Source organism: Myxococcus llanfairpwllgwyngyllgogerychwyrndrobwllllantysiliogogogochensis (assembly GCF_006636215.1).
Taxonomy (GTDB): domain Bacteria; phylum Myxococcota; class Myxococcia; order Myxococcales; family Myxococcaceae; genus Myxococcus; species Myxococcus llanfairpwllgwyngyllgogerychwyrndrobwllllantysiliogogogochensis.
Genome location: NZ_VIFM01000288.1, coordinates 1 through 13,737 on the forward strand (window position 1 = coordinate 1; position 13,737 = coordinate 13,737).

Consider the following 13,737-nt stretch of genomic DNA (forward strand, 5'->3'; position numbering starts at 1 on the left):
CGCCCACCCCATAGAGCACCCGCTTGTCCAGGCTCCGTCGGCCCAGCGCGGGCACGGCGGCGGTCGGCCGGTCCTCCTGGTCGTCGTCCTCGTCCTGCTCGACGTGACGTGGCGGAGGCGGCCTCGGCGGAGTTCCCGCGCCAAGCATGGGAGGCGGACGCGAGTTGTTCTGCAGCCCCTCCGCCAGCGCCGCGCGGGAGAGCCCCTGCGAGACCTCCGGCGGGAGCGCCGAGCGCGAAATCCCCTGCGAGGTGTCCGGCGCGGGCCCGTCCCGGACGATGCGGGGCAGCCCATCATTTCCGCCACGGCTGCTACGCGGCCCGGGGGCCGACGCGGCGACTTCCGAGGGCATCAGCGTGGGCACCGTCACCGAGGGACGTGGCGGCGCGCCCGCGGGCGTCAGCACGGGCATCGGCTGGGACATTCTCGGGGGGGCCTGGGGTGGGACGATCGACGTCTTGCCCGTGGTGGGCTCCTCGTCCTCGTCGCCCTGGGACTGGGCGCGCGTCTCCAGCGGAGTGACGGTGCGGCCCACCGTCGCTCCAGGCTGCGTGGTCGGCTCCGGCCTGTCGTCGAAGACGTGGTCGCTGGACACCAACTGCGTGGCCTGGATCTCGTCCTCCTTCGGCGCGGGCGCGGCGGTGGCCGCCGTCAACCGGGGCAGCGCGGCCAGCGTGGGCGAGCGCCGCACGCCGGTGGGCGACACGGACCCCATCGTCGCGGTGGCCCGGGGCGGCGCGGCCATCGGCTGCACCACGGGAACCGCCTGCGGAGGCGGAGGCTGCGGAGCCGCCGCGGGCATCGCCATCATCCCGCCCGAGCCTCCCGTACTGAAGCCCGTCGCCGCTTCGAGCGCGGCGAGCATGCCATCGGGAGGACGGATGTCGGCGTAGTCAGACAGGCGCTGCTTCTCGCGCTCCACTTCCTCCGCGAAGGTGGACTTCATGTACTGCATGAGGTCCTTGCGGCCGAAGATGGTCTCACTGGTGATGAGGAAGCGCTGCAGGTCGTCGCCCAGCTCGCTGGCGTACTGGTAGCGCTCGTCCACGTCCTTGGCGAGCGCACGCATGACGATCTTCTCCAGCACCTCCGGGATGCGCCGGTTGTACGTGGACGGCGGCGGCACCTCCGCCTTGCGCACCTTCTCCAGCACGCTGAAGTCGCTGTCGCCCACGAAGAGCCGCTCGCCGGTGAGCATCTCGTAGAGACACACGCCGATGGCGAACACGTCCGAGCGCCGGTCCAACGGCAGGCCGCGGATCTGCTCCGGGCTCATGTAGCCGAACTTGCCCTTGAGGATGCCCGCCTGCGTCTTGGTCGCCTTGCCCGCCGCCTTGGCGATGCCGAAGTCGATGACCTTGACCTCGCCCTCGAAGGAGATGAGGACGTTCTGCGGCGAGATGTCGCGGTGGACGATGTTCATGTCCCGCCCCATCCCGTCCTTCTTGCGGTGGGCGTAGTCCAGGCCCTCGCACATCTTCGACAGGCAGAAGGCCACCAGCGGCACGGGCGCGGGCTCACCCTTCTTCCGGCACCGGTCGAAGATGGCCCGCATGTCCTTGCCGGGGATGTACTCCATCGAGATGAAGTAGCTGCTGGCGATCTGCCCCAGCTCGTAGATCTGCGCGATGTTGGCGTGGCTCAGCTGAACGCTGATCTTCGCCTCATCGATGAACATCGAGATGAACTCTTCGTCCTCCGCGATGTTCGGCAGGATGCGTTTGATCGCCACGAGCCGCTCGAAGCCGCTCGCGCCGAACTGCTTGCCGCGCCACACCTCCGCCATGCCGCCGATGTTGACGCGGTCCAGTAGGAGGTACTTCCCGAATGGGATGGGCTGACGCTTCGGTTGAGAGGTCGTCACGTGGGGGAGGGTCCGTTCGACGGGAGCCTAGCGATCGCCCCTCTGTAGGGTCAACCTCGCGGCGACCCTCACGCGCTCTCCAGGCGAGCAGGCAACAGGCGCGTAGCAGCGCCATTTTTCTCAAGGTTGAAGACTGGAGGTGCCGCCGTCCGTGCCGTCCTCGGCCGCGGGCCCCGGAACCTCCCGGAACGCGTCCCCCGGTTCGGCCTGTTCCTCGTCGGAAATCGCGGGCTGGACGAGCAGGAAGCGCAGCTTGCCGCCCGCGGACAGCAGCTCCGGCGCGCCGAAGCGATTCTCCTCGGCCAGGCCCACCATCGTCACCCAGGCCCCCTTGCGCTCCGGCGCGACACAGTACAGCAGCGTTCCGGGCCGCACCCCTGGGGCATCCCGCACCGGGCCCTCGCAGTCCTTTCGGACCTGGAGGGCATAGGCCGTGAGCGGCTCCCCACGCACCAGGTAGGGAGGGCGGCCGAGCTCTTCCAGCAAGGGCTGGAGCACGCGAGGGTCCTCGGCCACCGCGTCCTGGGTGGACAGCGCCTGGGCGAGCTTGTGGAAGCGCTGCAGGCTCATGGACGCCATGTCCGTGGAGTCGATGGGGATGCGGCTCTCCGACAGGACCAGGTCCGCGAAGAGCGCGCCGACCAGGAGGATGGGCAGGAGCCGGTAGCCCTTGAAGTCCTCGACCTTGCCCCGCGCCAGTCCGCCCAGGACAACGACGGCGGTCGCCAGGGCGGCCAGCGCCAGCACCACCGCGGGGCGCACGGGCGAGGGCAGTTCGACGAGGGCCGAGACATCCGCGGTGCGAGCTCGCAGCGCGTCCGCGAGGTCCCCTCCGTAGATCCAGGCGATGGCGGCCAGGCTGAGCACATTGCCCAGCAGCGTCTTTCGGGAGGGAAGCTTCATCCGGCGAGTGTCCGTGCGGGGTCGGTGGCGGCGGCGCGGCGGCTGGGAAAGTAGGCCCCGGCCAGCGCGGCCAGGAGTCCCAGCACCACCCCACCCAGCACCACCGGCCAGGGGAAGGAGAAGAAGCTGTCGGGCTTGTACGGGAAGTTGGGCAGGTAGCCCGCGGCGAAGCGGTTGACGCCGAAGGAAGTGAGCAGCGCCACGGCGGTGCCAATGGCCCCGCCCACGAGTCCCACCACGGCGGCCTCTGCCAGGACGATGGCCCGGATGTCCGAGCGCGACGCCCCCACCGCCTGCATCACCCCAATCTCCTTGGCGCGCGCACGCACCGAGGCCGACAGCGCGTGGGCGATGTTCACCGCCGCCAGGATGCAGATGAGGATGGACAGCAGCGCCAGCGCGGAGGTCGTCAGCGCGACGGCCGCGCCCGTGTTCTCCGCCATGCGGCGCTCCTGGTCGTCGATCTCCAGGCCCATGGCCTTCACCGCGTCCACCAGCGCGGGCACCTTGGACGGGTCCGTGGCGACGAGCGTGACACCCGTGAAGGTGTCCGCGTCCACGCCCGCCTCGCGGTTGATGCGCATCGCTGTCTCCAGCGGAATGGTGATGCCGGCGAACATGGCCCGGTCCGACGCCCCCACCACCTGCGTCTGCGCGGAGCGGCTGGGTCCCGACGCGGAGTTCGCCGCCACGTAGGAGCGGTTGAACTCCACCGGGAAGCCGAAGCCGACAAGCATGCTCGCGGAGAGCTGCGGCAGCTTGCGCGCCGGGGCGAACGTCTTGTTGTACAGCTCCAGGAGCCGCGTGGAGACGAGCGCCGGAATCGGCTGCCCCTCACCCGGGTCCTTGAACTCGCCCATCTGCACGTCGCCCTTCACGAGCGCCGGCTCCACGCCCACCGCCAGCACCTCCATGCCCATGCGCAGCTTGGTGCCGAAGAAGGCCCCGTCGTAGCGGGTCACCGCGGGCACGCGCACGCTCATCTTCCGGTGCGCCGCCTCCACTCCGGGCAGCGAGCGCAGGCGCTCCACCGCCTCCGCGTCCAGCTTGCCGCCCCCTAGCAGCGAGCCCAGCGACACCGCCGGGGGCACCACGTCCAGCAGTCGCGCGTCGGTGGGGAAGATCTTCTCGCGGATGACGCGGCCCACGCCCAGGCCCAGACCGATGAAGAACACCAGCGTGCCCACGCCCATCGCCACGCCGAACGCGGAGAAGAAGGCCCCCCGGCGCTCGCGCGCGAGGCTCAGCCGCACCAGTCGAGACAGCGCGTCCAGTCTCACGGAGCACCTCCCAGGGTCGCGCGCTCCGGTGCGGGCTCTTCCACGAGCTTGCCCTCCTTGAGTCGCAACACCCGCCGCGCGGCCGCGCTCATCCGTTCCTCGTGCGTGACGGCGAGCACGGTGAGTCCCTCGCGATGCAGCTCACGGAAGAGCTGGATGACCCCGTCGCCCGTGGTCGCATCCAGGTTGCCGGTGGGCTCGTCGCACAAGAGCAGCCGAGGTCCGCCGTAGAGGGCGCGGGCGATGGCCACACGCTGACGCTCTCCGCCGGACAGGCGCACCGGGGCGCGGTCCTTCTTCGCGCCCAGGCCCACGCGCTCCAGCAGGGCCTCCGCGCGCTTGATGGCGTCGGGAGTGCGCGGACCGAAGTACGAGGGCAGCAGCACGTTCTCCAGCGCCGACAAGTTGGGGATGAGGTGGAAGGACTGGAAGACGAAGCCCACGTGCGTGTTGCGGAAGCGCGCCAGGTCCTTGTCCTTCAGGCCCCCGAGCGTCACTCCGCCCACCTTCACCTCGCCCCGGTAGTCGACATCCAGGCCGCCCAACAGGTGCAGCAGCGTGGACTTGCCGCTGCCGGACGGGCCCACCACCGCGACGAAGTCCCCGGCTTCGACGTCCAGGGTCATTCCGTCGAGCACCCGCACCCGGGTGCCATCTCCATCCAGATATTCCTTGGTGACGTCTCGAGCGTGAATCACGGAGTGGCCGGCTGGGTCGTGGTGGAAGACGGCGAGGTGGGGGTGAGGCGCAGGGACATCTCCGCCTGGAGCGCGCGCTCCTTGCGAGACACGGACAGCGTCACCGCGCGAAGGTCATCGGTGGCCTCCAGCCAGCGCACGGTGGTGGCCTTGATGGCGAAGCCGCCAATGCCCCACGCCTCCGACGGCAGGTTCTTCACCGATTCCGCCAGCCGGCGCAAATCCAGCACCGCGCTGAACGCGGCGTCCTGGCCCACGTCCTTCAGGTCCGAGGTCAGCGGCCCTTCGCCGGCCTTCGCCGCGAGGGCGGTGAGCGAGGCCTCCAACTGCGACTGGGGCGAGGCGACCAGCAGCTTGCCATTGGGCCCGAGCGCGAAGTGGGCGCCCTCTCCCGCGCGATACGAGGTGAGGTACACGCGCTGGCCCTTCAGGTCGGAGGCCTCCACCTTGGCGCCGAAGTCGCTGGAGAGCTGCGGCAGCTTCTCCAGGAGGGCCTGCGTCCGCGTGGCGTCCTCCAGCTCCGACAGGGCCACCAGGTTGACGAAGCGGAAGGGGTTGGTGCGGCGCAAATCGAGCGCGGGCATGCCGGAGCCCAGCTGCACCTTGGGCGACAGCGACAGCCCCAGCACCGTGCCCGGCTTGAAGTTGTCGAGCACCTCCGCCTTCACGTCGAGCCCGCTCTTCTGCACCGCGCGCGTCAGGTAGTCGCCCACGAGGTAGGGCCACACGCCGTCGAGCTGGGACGGGTCGCCCCGGAAGCGCGCCACGAAGAAGCTGTCCGGAGGCAGGAAGCCGCGCAGGTCCGCCGCATCCTTCACCGGGTCCAGCGCGGCCAGCGACTCCTTCGTGTCCGGCCACGGCGCGTCCGCGTGGACGGTGACGGCACGGTCGTCGACGAGCCCGGTGAGCGTGAGCCCCTGCACGGTGCCCGCGGGGAGCAGCAGGCCCGCGCCGCCGGGGATGAACACGTGGAAGTCTCGCTTCGACGGCAGGCGCTGGAGCGAAGCGGCCAGCACGGGCTCCTTCGCGAGCGACTTTTCCTCGGCCTGACTGGCCAGGGGGCGCAGCGACGCGACGGAGGGCCCCGCGCCCAGGAGCGCGAACTTCCCGCCGCTGATGAAGAGCAGGCCCAGCGCCGCGGCGGGGTGGCCCGGGCGGTTGAAGGTGACGAGCTTGCCGCCCACGCCGCTCTCCTCCTTCTTCTCGGAGGCTCCAAGTCGGGTGCGCGCGAAGCCGGCGAACGTCGCCTCGAGCTTCTCCGCGTCCCTGACGCCCACGACGGAGACGGCGCGACCGTCACCGAGGAAGGCCGCGCCAGCGCCCAGCTCGGGAGCGAGGCCCGCGGCCTCCAGGGCCTGACGGCTGCGCAGGTCGACGCCCACCTGCCGCATCACCGCATTCACATAGCCCTCCGCCGAGGAGAAGCTCTGGAGCTGGGCGGCGAAGGAGGCGACCTTCAGGTTCTGGAAGCGCGCCAGCTTCTCTCCGAGCGCTCCCAGGTCGTGGATGACGACGGAGGCTTGCGCATCGCGAGGCAGGTAGCGCGCGGGGCCGGAGGCCGTCGGGGCGACGGGCCCCTCGTCCTTGCCACAGCGTGAGCAGCCCGCGATGGCGAGCACGAGGAGGAGGGTCGGAAGCCAGGCTCGGCGGAACATGACGGCAGGACAGGACGGCTGGGGCGGAGAGTCAATGTATTCCTGTGCGCGGCGTACGTCCGCCTCCCGGCCAAGGGACCCGGATGATGGGCAGGCAACTTCCACGAGACTCAATGCCCGCCACAGAGGCTTCGGAGGGGAGTCCCCACCAGCAACCCGCGACGTCAATGCGACAGCAAGCCATGCCGCCAGATTGCCAATCTGACGGAGTCCCGAGGGCCACTCCAACGTGACCCGTCACGGGGCGCGAGGGCACGGCGCTTGAAACACGAGCGATGCCCATTCGCCGAGGAGTCCCCATGACGCTCATCGAGATGCTGGCGGTTCTGAGTGCCCTCGCGGGCGCCGTCGTCGGAGCCGTCTTCGGGTGGCGTATCCATCCCGCCGTCAGCCTCGTGGGCCTCTTCGTCGGCGGAGGGCTGGGCATCTACGCCTGCCAGGGACTTCTCATGGGGGCAGTGACCGTCGGCATCCTCATGACGGAGGGCCCCCGCGGAGTCATTGCGTTCTGGAAGAAGCCCCTTCCTCCGCGAGACAGAGGAAGGGACGAGCAGCCCCCCTGATGCGCAACCCAGGCGAAGCTCCGCGACGACGCGTCAGCGCACCCGTGAGCCATGCGGCAGCGGGCCGCGAGTCTCCTCGGTGAACTCCAGGAACTGCTCCATCTGCCGCACGGACTCGTCGGTGGCCTCGGCCTCCGCGCTCAGCATGGTGAGCTGCCGGTTGACGACCTCCGGGTCCCGGATGGCGATCGACTGCTCGTGCGTCAGCCGCATCATGTCTTCGATGCCAGCGAGCTGGTGGCTGACCACTTCCCGGCTCTCGCTCGCCTGTTCGAAGCGCGCCAGCCGCTTGCGAAGAATATCCACCCGGTTCTGCTTCACGTCCTTCAGCCGGGGATTCGTCTCGCGCGCCACGTCCTCTTCCAGCTCCCGCACGTCCTTCTCCAGGTGTCCCCGGTCGGAGCTGTTGAGGTACGAGCGGTACTGATTCAGCGTGGAGATGAGCCGCAGGAACGATGTCAGCAGCGCGTCCAGGCGCGGCTCGCTGTCGGACTCCAGCACCTTGCCGCCCGGCAGCTTGCGGTAGTTGGCGAGAATCTTTTCCTTGAGGCCAACGAGCTGCTGGTAGTGCTCGCGCTGCGACGGCGCCAGGTCCGCCAGCAGCGAGTCCACCGCCTTGCGCGCGGCCTCCGGGTCCGTGGGCTCCCGCGAGCGGATGGCCCGCTGGAAGCGCGGCATGGACGAGAAGAGGCCCAGGTACAGCCCCTCCAGCCCGAGCGCCAGCAAGGCGGGCAACGGCTCGCCTGTCAGCGCCGCCGAAGCGGCCGCCGTACCCAACCCCACGAGGTTGGCCGGCAGCATGAATGCGGCCTTGATGTAGTTCGGCGACTTCTTCGCCACGTCCGACCTCCCCTTCCCGGCGCCCGGTCGACTTGCCTCAGGGACCGCGCGCCTCCGACACGTACTTCAACGCTCCCAGGTCCCTCGTATCCTCCGCGAGTGGCACCTGGGGTCCCTGCTTGAGCTTCTGGAAGAGCGCGGCGGCGCTCTGGTACAGCTCGTCATAGGTGACCGGCGCCTCGCCGGAAAGGCCGAAGAACGCTCGATTGTCCGCCAGTGTCGCGGGAGGCGCGCTGCGGATGGCCTCAATCGGGTCACCCAGGTACGGCGCCACCTCGCCCAGCATCCGAGCCCCCGCCGTCGGGTCCTTCAGCACGCTCTGCCCCGCGTCCAGCATCCCGCGCAGCACCCGCCTCACGGCGTCCGGATAGCGCGCCGCGAAATCCCCCCGCGCCACCAGCACCGTCGCCACCAGGTGCGGCGCATCCGCCGTCGTCGCGAGCACCGCGCCGCCCCGGTCCTTCGCCGCCAGCTCCACGTCGCCCCACAGCCCCACCACGGCGTCCGCGCGGCCCTCGCGCAGTGCCCGCCCGGCATCCAGCGTGGAGGGCAGGTCCACCCAGCGCACGTCCGTCGTCCGCAGCCCCGCCCGCGCCAGCACCCACAGCGCGAAGTAGTGCGTGGAGCTGAACGGATAGACGCCCACGCGTTTGCCTCGCAGGCTCGCCAGGTCCGTCACGCCCACCGCCGCGAGCGCCTCCTGCCCCCGGCTTCGTCCCGCCAGCAATATCGTCCTCGGCGCCGCGTCCCGCAGGCCCGGGGCCCACGACGCCAGCCGGTCCACCGACAGCATGGCCATGTCCACGCCGCCGTTCTCCGCGCCAATGGCCAGGGCCTGCCGCAGCTCCTCCTCTCGGCCGAAGAGCACCGCCCGCGCGTCCAGCGCATAGGCCGTCTTCAGGAAGCCCTGCGCCGCGTTCGGCGGGGGCGCGGGGTTGTCCAGCGTCGTCGCCCCACCGGCCGCCACGAGCAGCCCCGCCGCCGAGCCGCGCGGCGTGAAACCGATGAGCACCGGCCGCAGCGGCACGGACGCCACGTCCGCCACCGGCGCCGACACGCCCGCGGGAAAGTCTCCGGGAGACAGGCGGATCGCCTCGCGCACGGAGGGAAAGAAGCGCGCCTGGAGGGTGTCCAGATATCCCATGCGGGATGCGAGCACCCAGCCCGCGCCCAACGCGCACAGGAACAGGAAGAGAAAGAGACCTGGCCCACGGTGGAGCTTCATCCGTCAGTTCCCAGGTCTCTTCCCTTCATCATGATGCCGACCGCCGGGGCCTACTCGACCCCGACCTTCTTGCCGATGGTCTTCCCCGTCTGTCCACTCACGTCAGACACCGGGGCGGGGCTCTCCATCAGCCCCATCTCCATCTTGAACTGCTTCACCAACTCGTTGGCCTGGATCTTCTCGGCCTCTTCCTCAATCTGCGCGGACTGGTGGTCCACCGACTCGAGCGCCATCTGCATGCGCGCCTCGTTCACGGCGGTCCGCTCCTCCACCTTGCGCAGCATCTCGTCGTGCGTCGAGTCGATGCCGGCGACGGTGAAGGACTCCATCGTGTCGGCCACCTTGGCCTGCCACTTGGCGCGTCGCGCGTCGCGAATGGCCGTCATGGCCTCCGCCGTCTTCTTGTCCTTCTCCCGCATGAACGCCTTCTTGACGTTCAGCGCCTTCTCGTACGCCAGCCGCGCCGTCTCCAGCTGCGCCTCGTTGCGCGCCAGCGCTTCCTTCTCCACCTGGAGCTTCGTCGCGTACTGCGCCGCCAGGTCGTCGCGACCGGCCTGGATGGCGGCCTTCACCTTGGCCGTCAGCCCGCGCACGTCGTCCTTGTACTTGGTGTTCTCCTTCTCCAGCAGCGTCACATTCGCCCGGACCATGGCGATGGACTCATTCATCTTCGGGACCTGGTCGTTCAGGTCACGGATGTTCTGCTCGAGGATGAGCTCCGGATCCTCGATGGAGGAGACGAAGAAGCCCGCGAAGCTGCGCAACGCCCTCTTGAGTCTGTCCCACATATCGCCGGTCTACCTCCGTCCAGACCTACTTCCAGCCACCTTACACGAACTCAGGGGGGAGCAAGCAGCCGCATCCACCCCTCTGATCAGTGCTACGCGAACTCACCTAAGGCGATTGCCCACCACCCACAAGTCCCATCGCGCCTCCCTGCTCGCACGCCGCCAGTGAGGGCCCGCGAGCCGTCCCCTGGCGGCCTCCCCCAAGTGGGGGACTTGCCCCGGCGCCGGGAAGCGGGGAAAACCCTGCCCCAGTGGACAGTGCGTTGGGTTGGACCCACTCCTCCTTCGATGACTCGCTGGCGCGCGCCGTGGACGCCCAGCGACGAAGCGTGCTGGGCACGGGCGCGGCGGTGCGGCTCGTCGGCGCGACGCTCTTCCTCATTCTCACCACCACGCTGTGGCTGACCGGCGGCGAGGACTGGAGCCCCTACCCGCTCCTGCTGGTGCCCTATGTGGGCGTGGCGACGGTGCTCTTCGTCGTGCGCAACCGCCCCGAGGCCAGCTGGCTGGGCATCGTCCAGTCCCCCGTGGACGTCGCCCTCGTCTATGGCCTGCAACACCTGGCCCTCCCCATCTCGCCCTTTCCGGCCGGGGTGGCGGGCTTCAGCCTGGGCCTCTTCGCCCTCGTGGTGACGCTCAGCGGGCTCGCCCTGCGCCCCACCGTCGTCTACGGCACGGCCGCGCTGTCGTCGGTGGCCCAGGCGGCGCTGATGCGCGAGGCGGGCGTCGGCTGGGGCGCGGTGGTCATCGCCGTCGTCACCCTGATGATGGTCGCGGCGGTGAAGCACTACGGCACCGGGAGGGTGCGCGTGCTCGCGGTGGCCCTCACCCGCGCGGAAGTGGACAGCGCCCTGGAGGCCCGCCGGTTCCAGGAGGTCGAGGAGGCCCGGCGCATCATCGCCAGGATGCTCGACGAGGAGCACGAGAAGAACGACGAGCTCCGGGCGCTCCAGCACGACAAGGAGCTGCTGACGCAGTTCCTCGTCCATGACCTGCGCTCGCCCCTGTCCGCGCTGACCATGACGCTGGCCTGGATGGAGCAGGAGCTCCCCCAGGGCCACCTCCACGAGTCCGCGCGCACGGGCCTGGCCGTCACCGCGCGCCTGGACCGGATGATCACCGACATGATGGACGTGCCCCGGCTGGAGCAGGGCCGGCTGGAGCCCCGCAAGGTGCCGCTCGACATGGGCCGCCTGCTCGAGGACGTGCGCCGCTCGCTGGAGAACGTGGCCCGCGCCCGCAAGCTCACCCTGGACGTCGTCGCGCCCCGAACGCTGGCACTGCACGGAGACCCGGAGCTGCTCGTCCGCGTGGTGGAGAACCTGGCCACCAATGCCCTGCGCTACGCGCCCACGGGCGGCCGCGTACGGCTGGAGGGCGGCACCGACGCCCAGGGCGCATGGCTGGCGGTGCGCAACGACGGCCCGCCGATTCCGGGCGAGCTGCGCGCGCGCCTCTTCGACAAGTACGTGCAGGGCGACCAGGAGCGAGACAACCGCCGGGGCTACGGCCTGGGGCTGTACTTCTCCCGACTGGCCGCGGAGGCCCACGGAGGAACGCTCTCCGTGGAGGACACCCCGGACTGGCCCACGTCCTTCGTGCTGCGGCTACCGACCGCCTGAGCCCCGGGCGCGCTGCCGTCGGCGAAGAATGCGCTCGACGTTGGACTTCGCGCTGGCCATCACCGACGACGCGTCCAGCGTGGTCAGCACGCCGTCCTTCAACACCGGCTTGCCGTCGATGAAGACGTGCGTCACGTCGCTGCCGCGCGCGGAGTGCACCAGCGGCGCCAGGATGTCCTCGGCCGAGGGACCGCAGTGCAGGCCGCTCACATCCACCACGGTGATGTCGGCGCGCTTGCCCTGCTCGAGCGAGCCCACCTCGTCCTCCAGCCCCAGCGCCCGGGCGCCGTTCAGCGTGGCCATCTCCAGGACGCGCAGGGGCGTCATCGCGCGAGGCCCCACACGAGGGTTGTGCAGCACCGCCGCGAGCCGCATCTCGTGGAAGATGTCGAGCGTGTTGTTGCAGGGCGCGCCATCCGAGCCCAGCGCCACCGTCACGCCGGCCTCCAGCAGCTCCGGTACCTTGGCGATGCCCGAGGCGAGCTTGAGGTTGGAGCCGGGGCAGTGGCACACCACGGTGTGCGTCTCGCGGATGAGTTCCTGCTCCTCCGCGGACAGCCACACGCAGTGGGCCAGCGTCACGTGCCGCCCCGTCAGCCCCAGCGTGTGGAAGAAGTCGACGTTGTCCCGGCCGCCCGAGTACTGGCGCACCGCGTCCGTCTCCTTCGCGTTCTCGCTGGCGTGGGTGTGGATGCGCACGTTGTGCTCGCGCGACAGCTTCGCCACCTCGCGCATCAGCTCCGGCGTGCAGGACAACACGAAGCGGGGCGCGAAGGCGTAGCGCAGCCGCCCCTCGTGCGTGCCGTGCCAGCGCTCCAGCAACGCCAGGCTGTGGGCCAGCGACTCCGCGGTGGATTCGCGCAGGCCGTCGGGTACGTTGGCGCCCGCGTCCATCATCGCCTTGCCACCCACCAGCCGGAAGCCGGAGTCCCGCGCGGACTCGAAGACCGCGTCGTAGTGATGCACGCTGCCCATGTCGAGCGCGGCCGTGGAGCCCGAGCGGATCAACTCCGCGAAGGTCAGGTCCGCCGACGCGCGCATGGAGGCCGCGTCGTGGGACGCCTCGAAGGGCCAGATGCGCTCGCGAAGCCAGTCGAGCAGCTCCATCCCATCCGCGCGGCCCCGGAACAGCGTCTGGCAGGCGTGCAGGTGGCCATGGATGAGGCCCGGCAGCACCACCTTCCCCGCCACGTCCACCACGCGCCGCGTTCCACGGGCCTTCAGGCCCCGTCCCACCTTCGCGATGCGCCCGTCCTGGACGAGCACATCAGCGCCCACGAGCACCTCTCGCTCGCGGTTCATCGTCACCACGGTGCCGCCGGTCAGAAGCAGATCCACGGGTGCTCAGGCTCTCTTAGAGGAAGTCCTTGGTGAAGGCGTGCGGCAGCAGCTCGCCCAGGGAGTAGCGCATCTCGTCCCCTCGAGGGGTGCGGCTGCGCACCTGCATTTGCGGCGTGCCGAACTCGGCCATCACCTGCCGGCACATGCCGCACGGCGGGACGGGCGTGGCCGTGTTCGCGACGACCGCCACCGCCACCGGCAGGGAGCGGCCCTGCGCCACGCCCGCGGCGAAGGCATTGCGCTCGGCGCAGACCGTCAGCCCGTAGGTGGCGTTCTCCACGTTGCAGCCGGACATCACGGAGCCGTCCGCGTACAGGACGGCGGCCCCTACCGGGAAGCGGGAGTACGGCACGTGCGCCCGCTCGCGCACCCGGGTGGCCTCTTCGAACAGCCGCTCCCAGGGAATCTCATCCGCCATGTCGCCGCCTTCCTAGGTGACGGGGTGGGCCTCAGCGAGGTTCGCCCGCGAGCCGCATGTCGTCCAGGTGGCGGGCGATGGCCAGCTCCGCCTCCACCGGCAGGTCCACGAAGCGCACGTGCGCGGCGGGGCCCTGCGGGCCATCCGTCACGTGGAGCACCTCGCCCTTCGCCTCCACTTCATCGGGAAGGATGGGCAGCGTGAAGCGCACCTCCACCTGCGCGCCCGCCTCCAATCCGGGGCCGTTCCAGGCGCAGCCGCCCAGGGACAGGTCCCCATCCCGTGCCTCGAAGTCCGCCGAGCTGCCCGCCCGGCGCACCTTCAGGCGCATGGGAATCCGGGGGGAGTCGCGCCGGTCCTCGGCCTTGTCGCTCATCGAGTTGTTCCTCTCGGCCATCGCCGTTCCAGTCCTGCCGCTCATGCCCGTACCACCGCCGGAAGCCCCTTGGAGGTGGCCCGCCCCCGGGGCCACGCGCGCGGCTCACCGGGCCCGGCCGGCGGGGCGTCCTCCGGGAGGTCGAAGCCCACCCTCGGCTCCCC

13 protein-coding genes are annotated in these 13,737 nt (G+C 70.3%); 2 read left to right on the forward strand and 11 right to left on the reverse strand.

Going from position 1 to position 13,737, the window contains the following annotated elements:
* From FJV41_RS41525 to FJV41_RS41545, 5 genes are all read right to left on the reverse strand, one after another.
* Positions 1-1,864 (reverse strand): serine/threonine protein kinase (locus tag FJV41_RS41525; protein ID WP_141648164.1); only part of this gene is annotated, 1,864 nt, incomplete at its 3' end.
* A gap of 120 nt (positions 1,865-1,984) precedes the next feature.
* Complete coding sequence (locus FJV41_RS41530) at positions 1,985-2,767, reverse strand: hypothetical protein (RefSeq protein ID WP_141648165.1); 783 nt, start codon at positions 2,765-2,767, stop codon at positions 1,985-1,987.
* Positions 2,764-4,047 (reverse strand): ABC transporter permease, encoded by a 1,284-nt coding sequence (locus FJV41_RS41535; protein ID WP_141648166.1) that lies wholly within the window; start codon positions 4,045-4,047, stop codon positions 2,764-2,766. The genes FJV41_RS41530 and FJV41_RS41535 overlap by 4 nt, the downstream gene beginning before the upstream one ends.
* On the reverse strand, positions 4,044-4,745 hold the full coding sequence (locus FJV41_RS41540; protein WP_141648167.1) for an ABC transporter ATP-binding protein: 702 nt from the start codon (positions 4,743-4,745) through the stop codon (positions 4,044-4,046). The genes FJV41_RS41535 and FJV41_RS41540 overlap by 4 nt, the downstream gene beginning before the upstream one ends.
* Entirely contained in the window at positions 4,742-6,400 is a 1,659-nt protein-coding gene (locus tag FJV41_RS41545; RefSeq protein ID WP_141648168.1) for a hypothetical protein, read from the reverse strand. Before FJV41_RS41545 ends, FJV41_RS41540 begins: the two co-directional genes overlap by 4 nt.
* Positions 6,401-6,699: 299 nt before the next feature.
* Between FJV41_RS41545 and FJV41_RS41550 the strand changes: the two genes are divergently transcribed.
* Positions 6,700-6,963 (forward strand): hypothetical protein, encoded by a 264-nt coding sequence (locus FJV41_RS41550; protein ID WP_141648169.1) that lies wholly within the window; start codon positions 6,700-6,702, stop codon positions 6,961-6,963.
* 33 nt (positions 6,964-6,996) lie between these two features.
* Here FJV41_RS41550 and FJV41_RS41555 read toward each other — a convergent pair whose 3' ends face one another.
* From FJV41_RS41555 to FJV41_RS41565, 3 genes are all read right to left on the reverse strand, one after another.
* Entirely contained in the window at positions 6,997-7,764 is a 768-nt protein-coding gene (locus tag FJV41_RS41555) for a hypothetical protein (RefSeq protein WP_141648175.1), read from the reverse strand.
* A gap of 76 nt (positions 7,765-7,840) precedes the next feature.
* On the reverse strand, positions 7,841-9,028 hold the full coding sequence (locus tag FJV41_RS41560) for an ABC transporter substrate-binding protein (protein ID WP_141648170.1): 1,188 nt from the start codon (positions 9,026-9,028) through the stop codon (positions 7,841-7,843).
* Positions 9,029-9,078: 50 nt separating this feature from the next.
* On the reverse strand, positions 9,079-9,816 hold the full coding sequence (locus tag FJV41_RS41565) for a PspA/IM30 family protein (RefSeq protein ID WP_141648171.1): 738 nt from the start codon (positions 9,814-9,816) through the stop codon (positions 9,079-9,081).
* Positions 9,817-10,079: 263 nt separating this feature from the next.
* Between FJV41_RS41565 and FJV41_RS41570 the strand changes: the two genes are divergently transcribed.
* Positions 10,080-11,438: a sensor histidine kinase gene (locus FJV41_RS41570; RefSeq protein ID WP_246137750.1), complete on the forward strand. Its 1,359-nt coding sequence runs from the start codon at positions 10,080-10,082 to the stop codon at positions 11,436-11,438.
* On the opposite strand, the gene FJV41_RS41575 is transcribed toward FJV41_RS41570, so the two are convergent.
* From FJV41_RS41575 to FJV41_RS41585, 3 genes are read right to left on the reverse strand one after another with little or no spacing between them, the layout of a single operon-like run.
* Positions 11,424-12,776, reverse strand: coding sequence for a 5'-deoxyadenosine deaminase (locus FJV41_RS41575; protein WP_141648173.1), 1,353 nt, complete (start codon positions 12,774-12,776; stop codon positions 11,424-11,426). The genes FJV41_RS41570 and FJV41_RS41575 overlap by 15 nt on opposite strands.
* 16 nt (positions 12,777-12,792) lie before the next feature.
* Positions 12,793-13,197 (reverse strand): cytidine deaminase, encoded by a 405-nt coding sequence (locus FJV41_RS41580; RefSeq protein ID WP_141648174.1) that lies wholly within the window; start codon positions 13,195-13,197, stop codon positions 12,793-12,795.
* A 31-nt stretch (positions 13,198-13,228) separates the two neighbouring features.
* Positions 13,229-13,594, reverse strand: coding sequence for a PilZ domain-containing protein (locus tag FJV41_RS41585; RefSeq protein ID WP_141648176.1), 366 nt, complete (start codon positions 13,592-13,594; stop codon positions 13,229-13,231).
* Positions 13,595-13,737: the final 143 nt, after the last annotated feature.